The following is a 22,932-nucleotide window of genomic DNA, read 5'->3' on the forward strand; positions in this document are numbered from 1 at the left end:
GCTTCAGCCGGTTTTACCAGCCGCCCCAACCCCACCCGCCGACATAACCACCATAAGGATAGTAATAGCCGGGATAACCATACCCGTACCCATATCCATCATACGGGTAGGGCGGCGGTCCGTACCAGCCGGGGCCACGATCCCAACCGCCCCCCCAGCCGCCGCGATCCCAGCCACCACCACGTGGGCCACCGCCCGGACCGCCCGGACCACCCGGACCGCCATGCGGGCCACCGTGAAAACCACCGCCACCGGGACCACCAAAACCCGGACCACCGCCATGGCCGCCCGGCCCACCGCCAAATCCGCCACCGCCTGGGCCACCGTGAAAACCACCGCCACCGGGACCACCAAAACCCGGACCGCCGCCGTGGCCGCCCGGCCCACCGCCAAATCCGCCACCGCCGGGGCCACCGGGGCCACCGGGGCCATGCTGGGCATGTGCGATGGATGGGCCTGCTACGGGCGCCAGCGCAAGCGCCATCGCAACAAAGGCCACGGTCCATGATTTTGTACGCGTCATCATACCTTACTCCTTATGTTGCCATCGTGCTGGCCCGGCACGACAAAACAATGGCGGATTGTCACAGTAATGTATCATTAGCCCGCCAGAGGCCAGGTGCAGGCATGCGGCCCATGCATGATCCGCTCCGTCTTACGATCATCTGCCACGCGTAACCCTTGCACACTCCCCCCTGAACACAAAGGCGGGGTGGAACTGCACCTTTGGGGCATCGTACCCGGTGGGTGCGCACCTCGCTGCCGGACCTGCGACATAATTAACGTTTTCAATAGTAAAATTATTTGATCCGCCTGCCCATGCTGGCGAGATCCATGAAAAAATGATTCAAAAACGGAACAAATGAACGCAATTATCATTTGTTCGTTAAGAAGGATGCAGCCTAAGGCAGTGAAGGTAGCCATCCGGCCACACAGCCATCATGCACTTTTACAATACCTCTTATGGCCTGGACTATTCCGGCCCGGCAGGTCAGCCTTCCCCTGTTTACGGCTGCCAGACTTGTGTGTGCCAGTCATATGGCGCGGGCGCAGGGGTGGCATGGTTGCAGGGGTGAGTGTGGCTATTATGCACACCGGGCATCATAAATAACGTAATAACACGGTAAAACCATATTTACCCGTTGACCGGGTTATTTTTGGCGAATTATACACACATACATGTTGTGGAATTAATATAGCACGACAGGAAACAGGACTCTGCACCAGCCCCGCAACCGGGCTTCAGTCTAGGAAAGACGCAGGATGAACACGCTCCACAAGCCGGCACGGCTCTCGAAAATTGTCCTTCTGACCGGTGTGGTATCCGTGTCCTGCTCTCCTGTCGCCGCCTGGGCCGACCCGGTGGTCGAACGTATCACCACCACCAAGGACGTGGGCGATGTCTCGCCCGCCTTCCGCACATCCACGCCGCGCCACAGCACCACGCGTGTTGCGATTGTAACGGGGGCCGACCTGCTCAAGACCGGGCAGACAAACGTGATCGCGGCACTCCAGCAGTCCTCGCCCGAAATCAACGCCCCTCCGGGCGGCGGCGGCGGCGGTTATTCCACCACCCCCACCCAGACCGTCATCCTGCGTAACCTCAACGCGGATGAAACGCTCGTGCTCGTCAATGGCGTGCGCCGCCATGCCAGCGCCATCGGCAACTGGAACTATGGCCCGGCCCAGGGCACGGAACCGGCTGACCTGAGCCTGATCCCGCTCAGCGCGATCGACCATGTGGAAATCGTGACCGAAGGCGCCACCGCGCTGTACGGGCAGGACGCCATTGGCGGCGCGATCAACATCGTGCTCAAGGCGGGCAACCGCAATGGTGGCACCGCCAACATCCAGAACAGCGGCTACTACAGGGGCGATGGCCAGGGCATTACCGCCTATGGCGACCTTGAGCGCCAGCTCGGCAGCAAGGGTGGCGGCATGGACCTGGCATGGCAGGTGCAGAACCAGCTGCCCACCCACCGCGATGGCATCCACCCCACGCTAGGCGATGTAAACCGCATTGAAGGCATCAGCCGTTCGCTGTCCGAACTGTTCAGCTTCAACGCGCACATGCCCATCAGCCGCTCGGTCGAGGCCTATGGCACCGCCACCCTCGCCCATCGCAGCACCGACCGCATCGGCTTCATCCGCGGGCCGACGAACATCAACAACGTGCCCTCGCTCCACCCCAACGGGTTCGAGCCGATCGAAACGTTCGATGAAATGGATTTTCAGGTCAATGGCGGCCTGCGCGGCACCATGCCCGCAGGCGTTGCGTGGAACACCTATGCCTCGTTCGGGCGCGAACAGGTCAATGAAGGCGTGTATGACGACAACAACCCCACCTTTGGCGCGCTGAGCCAGACCAGCTTCAACCAGGGCAAGATCGTCAATGCCGAGCTGATTGGTGGCGCCAAGTTTTCCAAGCGCTTCACGAGCCGGGCGCTGCCCAAGCCCGCCGTGCTCGACTGGGGGCTGGAATACCGGCACGATACCTACCAGATCGGCGCGGGCGACTATCAGTCCTGGGCCACGGGGCCGGAATATACCGGCAGCAACTCGCCCGGCGCCACCGGCTATAACGGCTTTCAGCCCAGCAACGCGGGCAACTGGTCGCGTGATATCTTCGATGGCCACGTGGGGCTGGACATTTTCGTCACCCGCAAGTGGGAATGGACGATCGGCGGCCATGTGGTGAACTATTCCGACACCACCACCGCGCCAACCGGCTCGATCGGCACGCGCTACAACTTTACCAAGAACTTCTCGATCCACGCCAACGTCAATACCGGCTACCGGCCGCCCACGCTGGGCGCGATCCATTACGATGCCACAACGTCCGGCCCGGGCTATACCACCGTCAACCTTTCCCAGGTCAATGAAGTCGCACGCCTGCTCGGCGCGCATAACCCCAAGGGCGAATACTCGCGCAGCTACAGCATCGGGCTGGACTGGAAGCCCGTGCGCGACCTGCAGCTTTCGCTTGATGGCTACCGTATCGACATCAATGACCGCATCGAGAGCACCAGCGCCTTTTCCGGCCCGGTCATGGCCAGTTACCTCGCGGCTCATGGCGTTGGCGACAACATCACCTATGCCAGCTACATGACCAATGTGGGCAACACCACAACCAACGGCTTTACGGCCAAGATCAGCTACAAATTCCCCATCAAGCCCGCCTATGGCGTGCTGATCGGCTCCGTGCAGGCCAATGCGGCCGATACCGAGCTGACCCGTTACGCTTCCACCCCCTCCATCCTGACCTCGCTGGGGCAGACCTACTTCTCCAAGGCGGCCGAGACGGAACTGCTGCGCTCCTCGCCCAAGAACAAGGAATCCTTCTCGCTTAACTGGAGCAAGGGCCGCTACAGCGTCTTCGTGCAGGAACAGCGCTATGCCGGGGTGGCGTGGCTTGTCTACCAGAGCGATCCGGGCGCCTACTGGACCCATGTGCGCCCGCAGATGATAACAAACCTTGAAGCCTCGGCGCGGGTGGGCCATGGTTTTGTCATCACGCTGGGGGCCAACAACCTGTTCAACAAATATCCGACCCGCACCAACAGGCAGGCGCTCAAGGAAAGCAGTGGCGTGTTCGCCTACCCCATGACCGCGCCCGGCGGGTATGAAGGCGGCTATTACTATGCCCGCCTTGGATACACGTTCTGACCGGCCCGCACCGCATGCCTCATCCGTTTCGTGCCAACATGTCATCATCGTGGCCAGTGCTTGCGCTGGCCACGTGCCTGGCTTTTCATGCCCCTGCCCCCGCGCGGGCAGCCGATGCAGCCCCCCCCGGTGGCACGCTGCTCTATCTGGAAAAGCAGCCGCACAAGAACCTTTATCCCCCCGCTGGCGGCTTCTACCCCAATGGCGGCATCCTGGCCCAGATCACGGACCGGCTGACCTGGCAGAACACCGACACGCTTGCCATCGAGCCGTGGATTGCAACCGGCTGGGGCGTGAATGAAGACAGCACCGTCTTTACCTTCACGCTGCGCCCCGGCGTTACCTTCTCCGATGGCACACCGGTCGATGCGGCGGCAGTCGCCCTCAATTACGATACATTTGGCAAGGGCAACCGCGCGCTGCACCTGCCGCCCTCCGAAGTCATCAACAATTACGAACGCAGCGAGGTCATCGACCCGCTGACGGTGCGCTTTTACTTCAGCAGGCCTTCGCCCGGTTTTTTGCAGGGCACATCGGTCATCGGCTCGGGGCTGGTCTCGCCCGCAAGCCTGCGCCGCCCGCTTGATGAATGGGGCGACGCGCGGCATGTCATCGGCTCCGGCCCGTTCGTGGTGCGCGACGAGGTGCCGGGCAAGTCGGTCGATCTGGCCACCCGCCCCGACTATGCCTGGGGGCCTGCACAGCTTGCCCCGCAGGGGCCGAGCCGACTGGCGGGCGTGCGCATCATCGTGGTGCCTGAAGACAGCATCCGCATTGGCGCCTTCATTGCAGGGCAGGCCGATTTCGCCCGCGCGGTCGAGGCCTATGATGAGGAACAGATCACCCGCCATGGCGATACGGTCTACGCCGCCTCCACCCGTGGGGTGAACAACAGCGTGGTCTTCCGCCCCGACAACCCGCTGGTGGCCGACCCGCGCGTGCGCCTGGCCCTGCTGCACGCCACCGACCGGCCCGACATCCTGCGCACGCTCTATTCCCCCCATTACCCGCTGGCGCGTTCGGTCATTGCCGCCGATGCGCAGGGCTTTGTCGATCACAGCACGGACCTGACCTATGACCCGGTCCTGGCCGCCCGGCTGCTTGATGAAGCCGGATGGACGCTCGACCCCGATGGCTGGCGGCGGCGCAATGGCGTGACCCTCGCGCTGGCCGTGCATGAGGCCCTGCCCCAGCCGCAGAGCCGGAGCATGCTGGTGCTGCTGGCCCAGCAATGGCGCAGAACAGGCGTGCAACTGACCATCCTGTCAGGCAGTCCGGCCATGACGGTGCTCGACAACCTCAACCCCGCCGTCACCCCCCTGTTCCATGCCGAGGTAGGCCGCGCCGACCCCGATGTGATCAAGAGCGCGTTCTACCCCACCAACCGTAACGTGCTGCTGCAAAAGGGCGGGCAGAGCCGCCATGTGGACCACTTTGTCGACCCCGAACTCAACGGGCTGCTCGATCAGGTCGCCTCGGACACCGACCCCGCCACCCGCCTTGCCGACCTTGCCCGCGTGCAGGCCGACATTCTGGCCAAGGGCTACAGTATTCCCATATTCGAGGAGCCGCAGGTCTATGCGGGATCGGCCCGCGTGCACGACATGCATTTCGAGGCCGTGGGGCGGCCTGTTTTCTACCGTACCTGGCTGGCAAGACCGTAGGATGAGGCGCCACCCATGACACGTTACATTCTCTCCCGTGCGCTGCAGGCGCTGCTGGTGCTGTGGGGGGCGTTCACGCTCTCGTTCGTGCTGTTACAGGTCATGCCGGGCGATGCCGTGCTGATCAAGTTCCAGGACCCCGAACTTGGCCTCAGCCCGCAGCAGATCAGTGATATACGCGCAAGCTATGGCGCTGATGAATCCGCCTTCGTGCAATATGCCCATGTGCTGGGCCGCACGCTGGCGGGCCAGCTTGGCTATTCCATCGAGACCGGGGTGCCGGTCAGCCGCATGCTGCACGCCGCCTACCCCACCACGCTGCGCCTTGCGGTGGTGAGCTTTGGCGGCGCGATCATGCTGGCTGCCGGTTTTGCCACCGCCGCCCTGCTTGTGCCCCTGCGCCCCCTGCGCGCGGCCCTGCGGCTGGTGCCGGGGCTGGCGAGCGGCATTCCCGTCTTCTGGCTCGAGATTGTGGCGATCCAGCTTGTCTCGTTTCACTGGAAGCTGGTGCCGGTGGTCGGCGTTTCGGGCTGGGCGGCGGCGGTGCTGCCGGGGCTGGCGCTGGCCATTCCCATTTCAGCACCGCTGACGCAGGTGTTCCTGAGCGCGGCGGAACGGGTCATGGCCCAGCCCTTCATTGACGTGCTGCGCGCGCGCGGCGCCTCGCCGCTGCGTATTCTTTACGCCCACGTGCTGCCCAACGCGTTGCCGCCCACGCTCACCATAAGCGGGCTGGTGTTTGGCGAAATTCTGGCAGGCGCCGTGGTGACCGAGACCGTATTCGGGCTGGACGGGCTGGGGCAGTTGGCCCAGCAGGCCGTGGCCAATCAGGACGTGGCGGTGCTGCAGGCCATCATCCTCATTTCGGTGGCGGGTTTCGTGGTCATCAACTTTACCATTGATGCGCTCCATCCGCTGATCGACCCGCGCATCCGCCGCACGCAGGCGGGAGGGGCGGCATGAACACGGCCCTTGCGCAGTGGCGTCAGCGCCATGACGTGACCCTGCCACGCCTGCTTGGCGTGGTGCCCGTGCTTGTGCTGGTGCTCGTGGCCCTCTGCCCCGGCCTGTTCACCCGGCTTGACCCGCTGGCCGGCCAGACGGGCGAGCGGCTCATGGCGCCGTCAGCCACGCACTGGTTTGGCACGGACCAGTTCGGGCGCGATGTGTTCTCACGCATTATGCATGGCAGTTTCTCCACCCTTTCCGCCGCCATGCTGGCGGTGGCGATCAGCCTGCTTGTGGCCATTCCGCTGGGGCTTGCAGCGGGACTGGGCGGGCGCAGGCTGTCGGCGGCCATCCTGGCGGGGGCAGACATGGTGCTGGCCATCCCCGAGCTTTTCCTCTCGCTCAGCATCATTACCCTGATCGGGCCGGGGGCTACGCATGTGGCCTTTGCCGTGGGCATAAGCCAGGTGGCTGGCTTTACGCGCATGATCCGCACGGAGGTGGTGCGCGTGCGCGCGACCGAATATGTCGAGGCCGCCTTTGGCATCGGCTCCACCTTCTGGCAGGTGGTGTGGCGCCATATCGTGCCCAACAGCCTTGCCCCCGCGCTGTCGCTGGCCACGCTGCGGCTGGGCACGGCCATCCTGGCCATATCGACCATCTGCTTCCTGGGCTACGGGCCATCGCCCCCCACGCCGGAATGGGGCCTGATGATTACCGAAGGGCGCAACTACCTTGCAACCGCCTGGTGGCTGACCACCTTCCCCGGCCTTGCCATCATCTTCTCCGCATGGGCGGCAACGCTGCTTTCACGTGCCATAAGGGTGGACCAATGAACACTGTCTCCCCTCAACTCAGCATCCGTGACCTTGATGTGGTGTATGAAAGCCGGGGCAGCGCGCATCATGCGCTCAAGGGCGTATCGCTAGACGTACGCGCAGGCGAGATGCTGGCGCTGGTGGGTGAATCCGGCTCGGGCAAGTCAACGCTGGGCCGCGCCATACTGGGCCTTCTGCCCGAGAGCGCGCGCATCCAGCGCGGGTCGATCCGGGTGGGCGGCACGGAAATCGTGGAGATGCCCGAGCGCGCGCTACGCCGTATCCGTGGGGCGCGGGTGGCCCTTATTCCGCAGGACCCGGCCCATTCGCTCGACCCCGTGCGCACCATTGGCGCCCAGCTTGTCGAGGCGGTGCACCTGCATGAACCCCGCCACCCTGTAGCCGATACGCGGCGCATGCTGGTGGGCCTGCTTGAGCGCGTGGGCATAAAGGAGCCGGAGCGGCGACTGCACCAGTACCCGCATGAACTCTCGGGCGGCATGCGCCAGCGCGTGCTGATTGCCGCCGCCATTGCCCAGCGCCCGGCCCTGATCGTGGCGGATGAACCCACAAGCGCGCTCGATGTATCGGTGCAGGTGCAGATCATGGCGCTGCTGGCCGCACTGCGCCATGAACTCGGCACGGCCATGCTGTTCATCACCCACGATCTGGGCCTGGCCAGCGAGCAGGCCGACCGCGTGGCCGTGCTCCAGCATGGCACGCTATGCGAAACCGGCGAGACGAAAGCCCTGTTCGCCAACCCGCGCACGCCCTATACCCGCCGCCTGCTGGCCGACCTGCCCCTGTTCCATGAAGCACGCGCCCCCCGCCGGGCGGACGGCCCGCGCGAGGATGCGATTGTCGTCTCGCACCTGACCTATGCCTATAAGGGGGCTGGCGGCAGGCCGGGACACAAGGCGGTGCGCGATATTTCCTTTAACGTGGTGGCCGGGCAGACCCATGGCATCGTGGGTGAATCCGGCTCGGGCAAGACCACGCTGCTGCGCTGCCTGCTGGGGCTGATTACGCCTGATGGCGGGTCGGTGCATATTCTGGGCGAGAACCCGGCACGGGTTGAAGGGGCCGCCCGGCGCGCGCTACGCAGGGCCGTGCAGTTTGTCTACCAGAACCCGCATGTATCGTTCGACCCGCGCGACCGGGCGGCCGATATTCTGGCCGAGCCCCTTATCAATGCGGGCCTGCGCGACCGCAGCGCGCGCGCGGAACGGGTGCGGGCCATGCTGGAGCGGGTGCAACTGCCGCCCGCTGTGCTGGAGCGCAGGGCGGCCAACATGTCTGGCGGGCAGAGCCAGCGCCTGGCCATTGCGCGCGCGCTATTGTGCGACCCCAAAATCCTGATTCTGGATGAAGTGGTCTCGGCACTCGACGTATCGGTGCAGGCCGAGATCCTGACCCTGCTTGAAACGCTGCAGCAGCAGCTTAACCTGACCTATGTGTTCGTATCGCACGATCTGGCCGTGGTGCGGCGCATTGCCGACACCGTCTCGATCATCCGCGCGGGCGAGCAGGTCGAGCATGGCCCGACCGAGACCGTATTCTCCACCCCGCGCGATGATTACACAAAGCGCCTGCTGGCAGCGATACCCGGCCGCGACCTGATGCGCCCGGCCATGCAGGCCTGAAAGAAGACGGCATCGAGAAACCTGTCAGGCGTCCTCGACCGGTTCCGTGCCGTACAGGGCGCTTTCAATCAGGTCAGCGCTTTCGTGCGTGTAGCGCCTGAGGTCTGGCATAAGGCTGCGGGCGGCATCCTCCACCGCGCGCGACAGGGCCTCGAGCGCGGGCGACGGGGTCAGGCCCGCCGGTGTCACCACGCCAAAAAAGAACGGCAGGTTTACATCAAGCGGGCGTATGGCCAGATCAGGCTGGTGGAATGCGGCGGCCGTGACCGGATCGACAATACCCACGCCGAGCCCCGCCCGCGCCAGCCCCATCAGCACCGTGGCCATGTTGGAATCCATGATGGTGGCGGGCGTCCAGCCCATTTGTGCAAAAGCGCGTTCGATCGTGTTGCGTATCCTGAACGGGTTGGCCAGCGTGAGCAGCCTGCTCTCGGCCAGGTCATGCAGGCTGACACGCTCATGGGCGGCCATCGGGTCATCCGCCCGCATTACCGCAACACAGGGCGCCATGCCGATCCATTGCAGGGTTACGCCAGGGTGGTTGAACGGAAAACTGACCAGCCCGAATGTCGCATCCCTGCGCCCCACCGTGCGCACCACCTCATCAGCCGGAACGCTGCGTATATGCACCTCACGCGGGAGGGTGCCCTGCGGCAGGCGGCCGAGCGCCATGGGCAGCAGGCCCGCCGCCAGCGCGGGAATGGCGCATAGATGCAGGGAATTTTCCACATCATGGGCAATGGCGTGCACATTCTCGCGCAGGCGCTGCACGCCGCCCAGAAGCGCCAGCGCCTCGGGCTGGAAACGCAGGGCCTGCTCGGTGGGGGTGATACGCGGCCCGTTGCGGTGGAACAGCGTAAACCCCAGCCCTGCCTCAAGATCCTGCACCATGCGCGTGACCATGGATTGCGACCGCCCCACAAGGCGCGCGCCCCCCGTCATGCTGCCAGTGGCCATGACGGCACAGAAGGCCTCAAGCTGTCTCAGATCGGGAAGTGCTGCATCCATGCCTGTCATGCTAGCCACGAACCCTCGCGCCAGCAAACGCAAACGCGGCAGGCCTCCTTTTACCCTATCGCAGGAAGCGGGGTGTCATGCCATTCATCACCCCTGAGTTCGGGCGTATCGAACGCCACGAGATTGGCATAATGGGTCTCGCGGTCCTCCACGAACAGGGCGCGGGTGATATGGCGCGCAAGGCGCTCGGCCCCGTCGCTTATGGCCGGAATATCGCCGCTGACCTTGCCATGCGACAGCGTGGCGGGGAAGCAGAAGCAGTGCACGTATTTCAGCCATGGGCACGAACCGGGCACTTTTTCCAAAAACTCGAACCCCGGCCCGAGATCGGGCGAAGTGGCCAGTTCCGCGCTGACATGGCCCGAGGGCATGTCCTGCGCGGTGGGGGTGAAGCGGTCTTTCCACAGCCGGATATGCGGCGCGATGGTGGCCAGTTCGGGCCGCCGCGACAGGTCGGAGCAGAAGCCGGTGGCGGCAATAATGAAATCGGTTTCCATCACCCCGCGCGGGGTATGAAGGCGCACGGCATTGCCCGCCATTTCAAGCCGGTCGATGGAGCAGGACAGATGGAAGAAGGCATTGGGGTGGCTGGACACCCGCAACACGCTTGGCCGTGGCGGCGGGGTCTGGGCATCGAGCACCGTATCCATGAAGCGCCATTTCCACCCATCGGGCAGGCCGACAAAGCCCTGCACCACGCCCATGCTGCCAATGCCGGTGAATTTGTTGATGGCAGGCAGGGTTGCGCGCCGGATGACCATATCCACCCGCGCGGCCCCGGCCTCAAGCGCCGTGGCGGCGTTATCCATGGCTGAGGCCCCTGCCCCCACCACAACCACGCGGCGGTTCTTCAGGGCCTCGAAATCAATGGGGTCGGCTGAATGGCGCCAGTAATCACGCGGCAGGCCCGCAATGACCGGCGGCACATAGCTGCCGCCCAGCCCGTCGCGCCCCGTGGCCAGCACCAGATGGCGGCACAGAAGGGTTTCGGTTATGCCACCCTGCACCACCGTCAGCGCCAGCACGCCATCGGCCGCGCGGGCCACGTTGGTCAGGGTCACGCCATTGCGCACCGGCAGGTCGAGCACGCTGCGCAGCCATTCCAGATAGGCCATCCATGTCTGGCGGGGGATCTTGTCCAGCCCATCCCACGCAACATTGCCAAAGCGCGCTTCGTACCACGCGCGAAAGGTCAGGCCCGGCAGGCCCATGCACGGGCCGGACAGCGTTTTGGGCGAGCGCAGCGTGGTCATGCGGGCATAGGTGACCCATGGCCCCTCCTGGCCCGCAGGCGCCTGATCGAGCACGACATGATTGAGCAGCCCGTAGCGCCTGAGGTAACCCGACGCCGTAAGCCCCGCCATGCCACCGCCAATCACGACCACATCAAGCACGTGCCGCCCGTCAACGCTGCGCTCGGGCACCCACGAGCGGGTGGGCAGATCCAGCCAGGCCAGATCCTGCCGCACGCGGCTTTCCAGCGTTGCAAGACCGCCAGGAATTTCGGGTGGCTGAGAAAACGTCATTGATCGTGGTTCCTAAAACGCTACGCTGGCCGGGCCAGGCTTCAGGCCATGGCGGAAAGGCCAATGAGGCTTGGGGCAAACCTAAAAATTCCTTCCGCCCAGATCAAGATAAATCATGCATGATTTGCGTTAAATAATATCTTTGTTGCGTAACGTGCATAATAGGCGCCGCGCATGGCACAGGCACATCATTTTTCAAGAATCAAAGTGCCCCGATCCGACCGCCTGTCAGGTCGGTGATATCCGATCGGCCTGCATGCGGCTGACTACAACGGCACCGCCCCACAGGGCCAGAAAAACCAGCACGATGCCCGCACCCAGTGCCGCAAAATGGTCGCTGGCCATCATCAGCCCCCGCATGAGCAGGCTGCCACCTGCAACAGGGCCTACCCCCTGCCCCAGTTCAATCACGCCAATGCCCACGGCTGCCACAAGGGAGACAAGGCTGATGCCCAGATCATAGGCCACGCGCCTGCGGCCCGAGCGCATGCCCCAGCCATAGGCACGGCACATGAGCAAAGTATCGAGCGTATCAACCAGCGCCATGCCTGCCGTAAAAAGCAGCGGAAACGCCATGACCCCAGCAAGACCCAGCCCGTGCCGGGCCTGAACCGCCGCCATGCCCAGCAGGCCGATTTCACTTGCGGTATCAAACCCCAGCCCGAACAGGAAACCGAGCGGATACATCTGCCAGCTCCGGCCAATCCACCGCCCCACCCACCGAGATATAATGCCTGCGGATGGCGCAGCACCTGCGGGCAACGGGGCAGGCTGGCGCAGGGCCCGCCACTGGCCCATGGCCATGCGGGCATTGGCCACGACCGCTACGAGCATGAAAGCCGCCGAGACCAGCGTGCCGAAGCTTTCGCCCACCAGATGCCACCGCTCCAGCCAGCCCTGCGCGGGCAGCACCACCAGCGCAAGGGTGGCCAGAATGACCACGGTGGAATGACCAAGCGAGAAGAACAGCCCCACCAGCGAAGGCGCGCGCCCTGCCAGCATGAGCCTGCGTGTCACCACGTCAATCGCCACGATATGGTCGGCGTCAAGCCCGTGCCGCAGGCCAAATGTCCATGCCAGCCCCGCAGCCCCCAACAGAACGGGCGAGGCCCCCAGCATGGTCATGGCCCAGGCCCATGCGGCCAGATTGGCCAGCAGCAGGGCGCACATCATGGCGCGTGTTCCATGCCGGGCTTCCTTGAGCATATCGATTTCTTTCCGCCTGCTGGTCAGATGGTGATGTAGGCGCGCACATCCTCCGCCACGAGGTCGCGGGCCTGGCCTGCCAGCACGACCTTGCCCCGGTCGAGCACGGCGATCGTGTCAGCCAGTTCATAGGCAAAATCGAAATACTGCTCTACCAGCACGATGGCCATGTCGCCCCGGTCGCGCAGCATGCCGATGATGGCGCCGATATCCTTGATGATGCTGGGCTGGATGCCCTCGGTCGGTTCATCAAGCACCAGCAGGCGCGGGCGGATGACCAGCGCGCGCGCAATGGCAAGCTGCTGCTGCTGCCCGCCCGACAGGTCGCCGCCCCGCCGGTCGAGCATTTTTGCCAGCACGGGAAACAGGTCGAATATCTCATCAGGCACCCGGCGCTGCCCGCGTGGCAGCAGGCCGAAGCCGGTTTCAAGGTTTTCGCGCACGCTGAGCAGCGGAAAGATGTCGCGCCCCTGCGGCACGGTGGCAATGCCGCGTCGGGCGCGGTCATAGGCGGCGAGCCGAGTAATGTCCTCGCCCTCCCACATGATCGTGCCAGCGCTTGTGGCATGCATGCCGGTTATGGCGCGGATCAGGCTGGTCTTGCCCACGCCATTGCGGCCCAGCACGCAGGTGACCGCCCCGGCCCCTGCCGCGAGCGAGACGCCACGCAGGGCAATCGCCGCGCCATAATGCAGGTGCACGTCGTTAACCTCGAGCATGCGCGTTACCTCCCTTTACGCCCGTGCGGCGCCGTTTAGCGCCCAAGATAGACCTCGATCACGCGCGGGTCGGCGCTGACCGCATCCAGCGTGCCTTCAGCCAGCACGCTGCCTTCATGCAGCACCGTCACGTCCACGCCGAGGGCGCGCACGAAGTCCATGTCATGCTCCACCACCACCACGCTGCGGGTGCGGTTGATCTCGCGCAGCAGGTCAGCGGTGGCCATGGTCTCGGCATCGGTCATGCCCGCCACGGGTTCATCCACCAAAAGCAGTTCAGGCTCCTGGCCCATGAGCATGCCAATCTCGAGCCACTGCTTCTGCCCATGGCTCATGCCGCCTGCGGGCTGATCGGCCATGGCTTCGAGCCGGGTCAGGCGCAGGAGGTGGTCGATGCGTTCGCGCTCGCCCTTGCTGCGGCGCGCCATGAGCACGGCAAAGGGCGAGCGCACGCCCTTGAGCGACAGCAGCAGGTTCTCGGTCACGCTCAGCGCCTCGAACACGGTGGGCTTCTGGAACTTGCGGCCAATGCCCAGCCGGGCGATGGCGGGCTCATCCAGCCGGGTCAGATCGCGGCCCTGAAAGCGCACGGTGCCAGTATCGGGCCGGGTCTTGCCGGTGATGATGTCCATCATCGTTGTCTTGCCCGCGCCGTTGGGGCCGACAATGGCGCGCATCTCGCCCGGGCGCAGCGCAAGGCTGAGGTTGTTGATGGCGCGAAAGCCATCAAACGTCACGCTCACATCGCGCATGTCGAGCAGCAGGTCATCGGTCATGCCTCGTCTCCCTGCGTATCCGCCACTTCAGGGGTCACTTCCTCGGGTGGGGCCTTGCGGGCATGCCGCCACAGCCCCATCAGCCCGTTGGGCAGGAACAGCGTGGTGCCGATGAACAGCAGCCCCAGCCCATACAGCCAGAACTCCGGCAGCCAGGCGGTGAACAGCGTCTTGCCCAGATTGACCAGAATGGCTCCCAGCACGGCGCCGCACAGCGTGCCACGCCCCCCCACCGCCACCCAGATCACGGACTCGATGGAGTTGGCGGGCGCGAACTCACCGGGGTTGATGATGCCTACCTGCGTGACATACAGCGCCCCGCCCAGGCCCGCGATCATGGCCGAGAACACCCACACCAGCAGCTTGGCCTGCTCGGGGCGGTAGCCCAGGAAGCGGGTGCGGCTTTCGGCATCGCGCACGGCCACCAGCAGGTTGCCAAAGCGGCTGCCCACCACAAAACGCGCGGCCAGCAGGCTTGCGGCCAGCAGCAGGCCGGTCACCAGCAGCAGCACGGCGCGGGTCAGCGGCGCGTGCAGGTCAGCGCCCAGAATGTCCTTGAAGTCGGTCAGGCCATTATTGCCGCCAAAGCCCAGACCGTTCTGGAAAAACGCCAGCATGAGCGCATAGGTCAGCGCCTGCGTGATGATGGACAGGTACACCCCCGACACGCGCGAGCGGAAGGCAAGCCAGCCAAACACCCCGGCCAGCAGCCCCGGCACCGCCACGACCAGCACGGCGGCCCAGGCGAAATGCTCCGACCCCCACCAGTACCACGGCAGGTTCTTCCATGAGAGGAAGATCATGAAATCCGGCAGGTCGGCATTGCCATAAACGCCCCGCGCCCCGATCTCGCGCATGAGGTACATGCCCATGGCATACCCCCCCAGCGCGAAGAACGCGGCATGCCCCAGCGTAAGGATGCCCGCAAACCCCCATACCAGATCCACCGCCAGCGCCAGCATGGCATAGGACAGGTATTTACCCGCCAGCGACACCACGAAGGCCGAGGCGTGCAGCGGATTGCCCTCGGGCAGCAGGCTGGCCACGGCAAGCCCGCCTGCCGCCACCACAACGGCCATCGCCATCCAGATCACGCCACGCAGGGAACGCGGGGCATGGGTTGAAAACGGGTTCATGATTCAACTCCCCGCCCGCGCACGGGAAACATGCCGCGCGGATGGCGCTGGATGTAAAGGATGACCAGCACGAGAATGGCGATCTTGGCCGAGACCGCGCCAATGGTCGGCTCCAGCACCTTGCCGCCCATGCCCAGCGCAAGTGCAGCCGCCAGCGTGCCCCACAGGTTGCCCACCCCGCCAAACACCACCACCATGAAGCTGTCGATGATGTAGGACTGCCCGAGATTGGGGCTGACATTGTCAATCTGGCTGACCGCAACGCCCGCAAGCCCCGCAAGCCCTGCCCCCAGCCCGAAGGCCAGCGCATCGACCCGTGGCGTGCGGATGCCCATCAGGGCCGCCATGCGGCGGTTCTGGGTCACGGCACGCATCTGCAGCCCCAGCGGCGTGCGGCGCAGCACCAGCATCAGCCCGCCAAGCACCAGCCCCGCAAAGACAAGGATGGCCAGCCGGTTGAGCGTAATGTCCATGCCACCCACCGCAACCGAGCCCGAAAGCCAGCCCGGCGTCTGCACCGCGATGTTGGTCGGCCCGAAAATGGAGCGCACCGCCTGCTGCAAGATGAGCGACAAGCCCCATGTGGCCAGAAGCGTTTCAAGCGGGCGACCATACAGGAAGCGGATCAGCCCGCGCTCGATCACGATGCCAAGCGCCCCGCACACCACGAACGCCACCGGAATGGCCACAAGAATGACCACCGGCTCCAGCGCGGGCACGGTGGCGCGGATGGCCTGCTGCACCATCCACGTCACGTAGGCGCCGATCATCATCATCTCGCCATGGGCCATGTTGATCACGCCCATCACGCCAAAGGTGATGGCAAGCCCCGTGGCCGCAAGCAGCAGCACCGAGCCGTAGCTCAGGCCATAAAAGGCATTCTGCGCCACACCCCAGGCACGCAGGTGCCAGTCGATGCGCGATACGGCGGCCTGCGCCTCATGGCGCAGCGCTGGCGCTTCCGCATCGGACTGGGCAAGGGCTGCGAGAATGCCACGTGCCTCGGGGCCACCGGCTGCGGCCAGCGCGCGCACGGCTTCAAGCCGGGGGGCGAGCGCATCAGGCGCCGGGGGCTGGCCGAGAATGGTCGCGGCCCGCACTTCCGTCAGCCGGGTGCGCACGGTTGCATCCTTTTCCACCGCAAGGGCGTGCTCGACCACCGGCAGCATGGCCGGGTCGTGCCGGGCGTAAAGCGCATCGGCTGCCCTGAGCCGCGTTGCGGGCTGGGGTGCAAGCAGTTCCCTTCCCGCCTGCGCGCCCGCCAGCGCGGTGCGGATGCGGTTGTTCAGGCGGATCGGCTTCAGCCCCTCCGGCACGGATGCTACGGGCTGGCCCGTGCGGGCCTCCACCACGCTCTCCCCGTGGCGGATATAGACGTTGCCATCAGGGGCTGCGAACAGGCTCCGCTCGCCCAGTGCCAGCAACGCAGCCCCTGCCTGCGGGTCATCTGATGTTGCAAGGGTGGAGATCGCCGCCGTGACCGCCGCGAGTTGCGGGCTGGCGAGGTCGGCAAAGGCATCCGCCCGCGCCCCATGGCCCGGCAGCACCATGGCCCCAAGCCACAGCACCGCCAGCAGGCAGGCGGTACGGACCCTATGCATGCCTGTGCCCGAGGCAGGTCTTGGTGGCAGTGTTGTAATTGCCGCAGGCAATGGGCTTGCTCCAGTCGCCAATCAGGTTTTTCGTTTCCGGCACCCACGGCGACCACGCCTGCCCGGGCACGAGGGCCGGGGTCTTCCACACCACCGAAAACTGCCCGTCATCCTGTATCTCGCCAATATAGACCGGCTTTGTCAGATGGTGGTCGGGCAGCATCTCGGCCACGCCACCGGTCAGGTTGGGCTGGCGGATGCCGATCATCGCGTCAATCACCTTGTCATGATCGGTGGTGCCTGCCTTGGTCACCGCCTGCACCCACATATTGAAGCCGATGTAATGCGCCTCCATCGGGTCGTTGGTGGTGCGCTTGGGGTTTTTGGTGAATTCATGCCACTGCTTGATGAAAGCGGTATTGGCCGGGGTGTCGATGCTCTCGAAGTAGTTCCACGCGGCAAGCTGGCCCACCAGCGGGGCGGTATCCATGCCGGCCAGTTCCTCCTCACCCACGCTGAAGGCCATGACCGGGATGTCGGTGGCCGAAATGCCCTGATTGCCCAGTTCCTTGTAGAACGGCACGTTGGCATCACCATTGATGGTCGAGACCACGGCGGTTTTCTTGCCCGCCGAGCCGAAGGCCTTGATCTGCGAGACGATGGTCTGCCAGTCCGACTGCCCGAACGGCGTGTAGTTGACCATGATATCGGCTTCCGCGATGCCCTTGGCCTTGAGGTAATTGACCAGGATCTGGTTGGTCGTGCGCGGATAGACGTAATCCGTGCCCACCAGCGCGAAACGCTTCGCCCCGCCGCCGTCCTCGCTCAGCAGGTAGTCCACCGCCGGTATGGCCTGCTGGTTGGGGGCAGCGCCGGTATAGAAGATGTTGCGGCTGCACTCCTGGCCTTCATACTGCACGGGATAGAACAGGATGCCGTTGAGTTCCTCGAACACCGGCAGCACCGACTTGCGTGAAACGCTGGTCCAGCAGCCAAACACGGCCGATGCCTTGTCCACCGACAGGAGCTGGCGCGCCTTCTCGGCAAAGAGCGGCCAGTTCGAGGCGGGGTCAACCACCACGGCTTCAAGCGGGCGGCCAAGCAGCCCGCCCTTGCGGTTCTGCTCGGCAATCAGCATCAGCATGGCGTCCTTGAGCGTGGTCTCGCTGATGGCCATCGTGCCGGACAGCGAATGCAGGATGCCAACCCTGATCGGCTCGCCCGCGGGTGCTGCCGCCCGCGCCGGTGCCGCGCGCCACATACCCCCCACAGCAGCCGCCGAGGAGGCAAGGGCAAGACGTCCGAACGCGCGACGGGAAAGGTGAGGCAGTGTGACGGGCATGGTGAACGGTCCTTTTGCTGCTGCCTGCATTGTCGGCGCACCGAAAAGCTCTTCCCATACGCATTCCTGCGTATGTCCCCCACGGGCTTTCCGTTACGATTATGCACGCTGCCACCCGTAACGCCCGAAAGCCGTGATCTTGCCGCACCCGACCAGCCGCCTGCGCATCGTGCGCCCCCGCCGGGCCTACAGCCGCTGGGCCGCCGACCAGACATTCGAGGACTACGCCCTGCGCTTTACCGCGCGCAGCGCGCGCATGGCCACGCCGATGCGCGCAGCACGCACGGCGCTGGGCTCCATCTCGTTCCTGGCGCTCGAGGCCATGGGCGGCACGCTCACGCTGGCCTTCGGCTTTGCCAACACGGCCACGGCCATAGCGCTCGTCACGGCTGTCCTCTTCGCCATTACGCTGCCGCTATGCGCAACGGCCGCGCGCGCGGGGCTGGATATCGACCTGCTCACGCGCGGCACCGGCTTTGGCTATATCGGCTCGACCATCACCTCGCTGCTCTATGCCATTTTCACCTTCATCTTCTTCGGGCTCGAGGCGGCGATCCTGGCGGGCACGCTGCACGGGCTGCTGGGCATGAAGCTGTGGCTGGCGTATCTGCTGTGCGCGGTTCTCATCATTCCGCTGGTCACGTGGGGCATCACGTTCATCGCCCGCTTCCAGATTGCGACACAGCCGGTCTGGCTGGCGCTCAACCTCATCCCCCTTGTGGTAATGGCGGCGCTGCACCCCGAACTGCTGGGGCAGTGGACCCATTTCAACGCGCCTTACGGCACGCCGGGGCGCATCGACCCCCTTGCCGTGGGCACCGGCGCCTCGCTCATGATCGTGCTGGTGTGCCAGAGTGCCGAGCAGATCGACTTCCTGCGCTTTCTGCCCGAACCCACGCGTTGCAACCGGCGGCAATGGTGGGCAGCCCTGGTGCTGGGCGGCCCGGGCTGGATCGTGCTCGATGCCTTCAAGCTGCTGGCGGGCTCGTTTCTGGCATGGGTGGTGCTGCGGGCAGGCTTTTCGCCGCTGCAGGCGGTGCAGCCGGGGGTCATGTACCGTTTTGCCTGGGGCACCTTCACCCCTGCCCCGGTGGCAACCGCGCTGACGGTGGCGCTGGTGGCGCTGGCGCAGGTCAAGGTCAACATCACCAACGCCTATGCGGGGTCGCTGGCGTGGTCGAACTTCTTCTCGCGCCTGACCCACACCCATCCGGGCCGGGTGTTCTATGTCATCTTCAATATCATGATCGCGCTTTTGCTGATGGAGGCCGGGCTGGTCAGCACCATCCAGACCGGCATTACGCTGTACGGCGTGCTGGCCTGCGCGTGGATCGGCGCGATACTGGGGGATGTGGCGCTGTGCAAGCCGCTTGGCCTCAGCCCGCCCTTTGTCGAGTTCAAGCGCGCGCTGCTGCCGGACTTCAACATCGTGGGGCTGGGGGCATGGGGTATTGCCGCAGCCACCGGCGTTGCGGCCTTTGTAGGCTATCTGGGCCCGATGACCGCAGCCTATGCGCCTTTCCTGACGCTGGTGGTGGCCTTTGCAGCGGCACCGGTGCTGGCATGGCTGACCGGGGGGCGCACCTATCTGGCCCGCCAGCAGCCCGCGGGCTGGAACGACCGGCCCGCCATGACCTGCGTGATCTGCGAACATGCCTTCGAGGCACGGGACATGGCCCCCTGTCCGGCCTATGGCGGCACGATCTGCTCGCTTTGCTGCTCGCTCGACGGGCGCTGCCGCGACCGCTGCAAGCCGGTCTCGACCCGCATGGGCAGCCAGCTTGCCACCCCGCTCCGCGCCCTGCCGCCCCGCCTGCGCCGCTGGCTTGTAGCGCCTGCGGGGCGGTTCACGCTCATGCTGGCGGGCATGACGCTGGGCATGGGGCTGCTGGCATGGGCCACGGGCCATGCGTGGCGTAGCATCATGGTGCCGGTCTTCCTTGCGGGCACGGTGGGCGCGTGGCTGCTGGTCATGGCGCAGGAGGGGCGGCGCACCGCCACGCGCGAGACCCTGCACCAGACCCGCCAGCTCATGAACGAGATCCGCGCCCGCCGCCGCACCGACCACGCGCTGAAGCTCGCGCGTGAAAAGGCTGAGGCCGCAAGTCTGGCCAAGACCCGCTACATCAGCGGCATCAGCCACGAGATCCGCTCGCCGCTCAATGCCATCATGGGCTATATCCAGTTGCTGCAGCACGATACGCGCCTGCCGCCCGAGCGCCATCAGGCATTGGGCATCATGCGCGAAAGTGGCGAGCACATCACCAGCATCCTGTCCGGCCTGCTTGACATCTCGCGCATCGAGGCCGGGCGGATCGAACTGCATGCCGATACCATCGCCCTGCCCGCCTTTGTGGAATCCGTGGCCCAGATGATCCGCCCACAGGCACAGGCGCGCGGGCTGGAGCTGATATGGCGGCCGGGCTACCTGCCTGCCGTCGTGACCTGCGATGAGCACCGCCTGCGCCAGATCCTGCTCAACCTGCTGTCAAACGCGGTCAAGTTCACCCGGCAGGGCACGGTCACGTTCTCGGCACGCTGGCAGGGGCAGATTGCGGAATTCATCATAGAAGACACCGGCCCCGGCATCGCAGAGGAAGACCATGCCCGCATTTTCGAGCCCTTTGAGCGTGGAAGCGCCAGCGCGGGCGTGCCGGGCACCGGGCTGGGGCTGACCATCACCCGGCTGCTGACCGAGATCCTGGGTGGCGAACTGACCTTTACCAGCACGCCGGGCAAGGGCTCGCGCTTCAGGGTGCGGCTCATGCTGTCTGACCGGCAGGTGGAACTGCCCGCGCGCCTGCCTGCCTTCCCCACCGGGTATGAAGGGCCGCGCCGCACCGTGCTGGTGGTGGATGACAATGCCGAGCACCGCCTGATCATGCGCGAGATCCTTGAACACTGCGGCTTTGCCTTTGAAGGCGCGGAAAGCGGGGCGGAATGTCTCGACCGCCTGCCGCTGGTGCAACCCGACCTGCTGCTGCTCGACCTGTCCATGCCGGGCATGGACGGGCGCGACCTCGCGCTGCGCATCCGCCGCTCACCCCATGCCGGCGTGCCGATCATGTTCCTGACCGGCAATCTGGTGGAAAGCGCCAACCGCCATGTCCCCTCCCTTGAGGACTGCCCCGTGCTGGGCAAGCCGGTAAACCTGTCAGCTCTGATAACCCAGATGGGCCAGATGCTTGGCCTTGAATGGATCTTTCCCGCCACTGAGGCCGATGACAGCAGGCTGCCTGCGCCACCCGATACCCCCGCCACCGTGCCCGAGGCGGAGCGCGTGGCCCTGCTTGCCCTGCTTGATGGCGGCAATCTGCGCCACCTGCGCGCCCACCTGACAACCCTGCGCGACCAGCATCCGGCCCTGAGTAGTGCGATCGAGCCGCTGCTGGCCCTTGCCGCATCCTACCAGCTTGAAGCCCTGCGCCACCACCTGGAGCGACCCACGCCATGACCGTGCCCGATCCCTCCCGCAAATCCGTTCTTGTCATTGATGATGACCCTGCCGTTCTGGGCCTGATGGACGAAAAACTGACTGATGGCGGCTATACGGTGCTGCTGGCGCAGTCCGGCATGGCTGCGCTTGCCGTAGTGGCGCGCACCGTGCCGGACCTGATCATGGTCGATGCCCTCATGCCCGGCATGAACGGGTGGGAAGTGTGCGCGGCGCTACATGATGACCCGCGCCTGAGCCTGGTGCCCATCATCTTCATGACCGGGCTGACCGAGACCGAGCATGTGATCCGCGCCTTTGAGGCAGGCGCCGCCGATTACGTGACCAAGCCCTTGCGGCTGGAGGAAGTCATGGCCCGCATTGGCGTGCGCATGGAGTCCGCCGCGCGCATCCGCGCGGCTCATGGCGCGCTTGACCATGCGGGCCGCTTCCTTCTGGCCACCAGCCATGCAGGCGATGTGCTGTGGGCTACGCCACAGGCCGGGCTTGTGCTGCGCGAACTGTCAGGCACGGACGATGCGGGCGCGGCCATGCCGTTGCCCACCCCCCTGCCCGCGCCCGGCAGCGTGCTCCTGCGCCATAATGTGGGTGAAAACGAGCTTGTGCTGACCCTTGTGGGCGTAAGCGGCCCGGATGAACTGCTGCTGCGCATAAGCCGGCAGCCGCTTTTCCCCCAGCGCATCCTGCAGGACAGGCTGGGCCTGAGCGCGCGCGAGGCGGAGGTGCTGTTGTGGATCTCGCGCGGCAAGACCAGCCGCGATATTGCCGATATTCTGCAGGTCAGCCCACGCACGATCGACAAGCATATCGAGCAGATTTACAATAAAACCGGCCTGAGCACGCGGGCGGCGGCGGCGGCGACCGCATCGCGCCTGCTGCAGGAGCGCTAGGCGCGAAATCCGCTCAGATTTTCCGGGCGCCGCCTTTTTTAGGCGGCGTTCCCTGAAGCTTTTACAGTCAAGGCACGGCTCGTGCCGCATCATCCGAAAGGCGATCCTGCTGCATGTCGGGCGCGCCGATTTCGGGGCACATCCTGCGCTGCTCATGGCCGCGTATGACAGCCAGTTTCTGGCGCACCTGATCCAGATTGCGCTCGGTGGCATCCTCCCGGATCGGGTGGCCCGCAGGCGTAAGCGTTGCTCCTTTCATGATGCCGAAGCCCAGCACGGGATCGAATTTGACAAAGAAGCCCTTCTCCGCCGGAGCCTTGTCCTGAGCCTCGGCCCTGGCCTCGCTGTGGCTGAGAGCGGCAAGCCGGTCAGACAGGCGCACATCCTCGGCCAGCAGGTGGCGGCAATCCAGTTTTTCGGGGGCGGGAGCAGCCTGTGCCAGGCCCGCGCCCATGATCCCGGCCAGCAGGGCAAAGCCATACGTGGCGTTTCGCTTGAGGGTCAGCATTCCGATCTCTCCCGGCGGTGGGTCAGC

At 65.2% G+C, this 22,932-nt stretch carries 17 protein-coding genes; 7 read left to right on the forward strand and 10 right to left on the reverse strand.

Translation table 11 applies throughout. From position 1 onward, the window contains the following. Nucleotides 1-13: 13 nt before the first annotated feature. Complete coding sequence (locus tag R5N89_RS08455; protein WP_208624638.1) at nucleotides 14-526, reverse strand: hypothetical protein; 513 nt, start codon at nucleotides 524-526, stop codon at nucleotides 14-16. Between the two features lie 737 nt (nucleotides 527-1,263). Here R5N89_RS08455 and R5N89_RS08460 point away from each other — a divergent pair. Genes R5N89_RS08460 through R5N89_RS08480 form a run of 5 tightly spaced genes read left to right on the forward strand, consistent with a single transcriptional unit; the run spans nucleotide 1,264 to nucleotide 8,739 of the window. Then, nucleotides 1,264-3,666, forward strand: coding sequence for a TonB-dependent siderophore receptor (locus tag R5N89_RS08460; protein WP_110567567.1), 2,403 nt, complete (start codon nucleotides 1,264-1,266; stop codon nucleotides 3,664-3,666). A gap of 14 nt (nucleotides 3,667-3,680) precedes the next feature. Continuing rightward, nucleotides 3,681-5,330, forward strand: a complete 1,650-nt coding sequence (locus tag R5N89_RS08465; protein ID WP_244192071.1) for a TIGR04028 family ABC transporter substrate-binding protein — start codon at nucleotides 3,681-3,683, stop codon at nucleotides 5,328-5,330. 15 nt (nucleotides 5,331-5,345) lie between these two features. Continuing rightward, a complete protein-coding gene (locus tag R5N89_RS08470; RefSeq protein ID WP_110567563.1) occupies nucleotides 5,346-6,293 on the forward strand; it encodes an ABC transporter permease in 948 nt (315 codons plus the stop codon). Beyond that, nucleotides 6,290-7,114 (forward strand): ABC transporter permease, encoded by an 825-nt coding sequence (locus tag R5N89_RS08475; RefSeq protein ID WP_110567562.1) that lies wholly within the window; start codon nucleotides 6,290-6,292, stop codon nucleotides 7,112-7,114. Before R5N89_RS08470 ends, R5N89_RS08475 begins: the two co-directional genes overlap by 4 nt. Then, entirely contained in the window at nucleotides 7,111-8,739 is a 1,629-nt protein-coding gene (locus R5N89_RS08480; RefSeq protein ID WP_208624630.1) for an ABC transporter ATP-binding protein, read from the forward strand. Before R5N89_RS08475 ends, R5N89_RS08480 begins: the two co-directional genes overlap by 4 nt. A 24-nt stretch (nucleotides 8,740-8,763) precedes the next feature. Here R5N89_RS08480 and R5N89_RS08485 read toward each other — a convergent pair whose 3' ends face one another. The 8 genes from R5N89_RS08485 to urtA all read right to left on the reverse strand — a co-directional run bounded on the left by R5N89_RS08485 (nucleotide 8,764) and on the right by urtA (nucleotide 18,053). After that, nucleotides 8,764-9,747 carry a LysR family transcriptional regulator gene (locus R5N89_RS08485; protein WP_354680675.1) on the reverse strand — a complete coding sequence of 328 codons (984 nt, stop codon included), beginning with the start codon at nucleotides 9,745-9,747 and terminating at the stop codon, nucleotides 8,764-8,766. A 59-nt stretch (nucleotides 9,748-9,806) separates the two neighbouring features. Next, the gene (locus tag R5N89_RS08490) at nucleotides 9,807-11,282 is read right to left on the reverse strand and encodes an NAD(P)-binding domain-containing protein (protein ID WP_110567559.1); all 1,476 of its coding nucleotides are present in this window, start codon (nucleotides 11,280-11,282) and stop codon (nucleotides 9,807-9,809) included. A 228-nt stretch (nucleotides 11,283-11,510) separates the two neighbouring features. Continuing rightward, entirely contained in the window at nucleotides 11,511-12,488 is a 978-nt protein-coding gene (locus R5N89_RS08495; RefSeq protein ID WP_110567558.1) for a HoxN/HupN/NixA family nickel/cobalt transporter, read from the reverse strand. Between the two features lie 23 nt (nucleotides 12,489-12,511). After that, on the reverse strand, nucleotides 12,512-13,207 hold the full coding sequence (urtE, locus tag R5N89_RS08500) for an urea ABC transporter ATP-binding subunit UrtE (protein WP_110567557.1): 696 nt from the start codon (nucleotides 13,205-13,207) through the stop codon (nucleotides 12,512-12,514). Between the two features lie 35 nt (nucleotides 13,208-13,242). Next, nucleotides 13,243-13,983 carry an urea ABC transporter ATP-binding protein UrtD gene (gene urtD / locus R5N89_RS08505; RefSeq protein ID WP_110567556.1) on the reverse strand — a complete coding sequence of 247 codons (741 nt, stop codon included), beginning with the start codon at nucleotides 13,981-13,983 and terminating at the stop codon, nucleotides 13,243-13,245. After that, nucleotides 13,980-15,119 (reverse strand): urea ABC transporter permease subunit UrtC, encoded by a 1,140-nt coding sequence (urtC, locus tag R5N89_RS08510; protein ID WP_110567555.1) that lies wholly within the window; start codon nucleotides 15,117-15,119, stop codon nucleotides 13,980-13,982. Before urtC ends, urtD begins: the two co-directional genes overlap by 4 nt. After that, nucleotides 15,116-16,720 carry an urea ABC transporter permease subunit UrtB gene (gene urtB / locus R5N89_RS08515; protein ID WP_110567554.1) on the reverse strand — a complete coding sequence of 535 codons (1,605 nt, stop codon included), beginning with the start codon at nucleotides 16,718-16,720 and terminating at the stop codon, nucleotides 15,116-15,118. The genes urtC and urtB overlap by 4 nt, the downstream gene beginning before the upstream one ends. Further along, complete coding sequence (urtA, locus tag R5N89_RS08520) at nucleotides 16,713-18,053, reverse strand: urea ABC transporter substrate-binding protein (protein WP_110567708.1); 1,341 nt, start codon at nucleotides 18,051-18,053, stop codon at nucleotides 16,713-16,715. The genes urtB and urtA overlap by 8 nt, the downstream gene beginning before the upstream one ends. A 139-nt stretch (nucleotides 18,054-18,192) precedes the next feature. On the opposite strand from urtA, the gene R5N89_RS08525 reads away from it, so the two are divergent. After that, entirely contained in the window at nucleotides 18,193-21,507 is a 3,315-nt protein-coding gene (locus tag R5N89_RS08525) for an ATP-binding protein (protein ID WP_110567706.1), read from the forward strand. Beyond that, complete coding sequence (locus R5N89_RS08530) at nucleotides 21,504-22,397, forward strand: DNA-binding response regulator (RefSeq protein WP_110567553.1); 894 nt, start codon at nucleotides 21,504-21,506, stop codon at nucleotides 22,395-22,397. The genes R5N89_RS08525 and R5N89_RS08530 overlap by 4 nt, the downstream gene beginning before the upstream one ends. 67 nt (nucleotides 22,398-22,464) lie before the next feature. Here R5N89_RS08530 and R5N89_RS08535 read toward each other — a convergent pair whose 3' ends face one another. Continuing rightward, nucleotides 22,465-22,905, reverse strand: a complete 441-nt coding sequence (locus R5N89_RS08535) for a hypothetical protein (RefSeq protein WP_110567552.1) — start codon at nucleotides 22,903-22,905, stop codon at nucleotides 22,465-22,467. Nucleotides 22,906-22,932 lie beyond the last annotated feature (27 nt).

This window comes from Komagataeibacter sucrofermentans DSM 15973, assembly GCF_040581405.1.
Taxonomy (GTDB): Bacteria; Pseudomonadota; Alphaproteobacteria; order Acetobacterales; family Acetobacteraceae; genus Komagataeibacter; species Komagataeibacter sucrofermentans.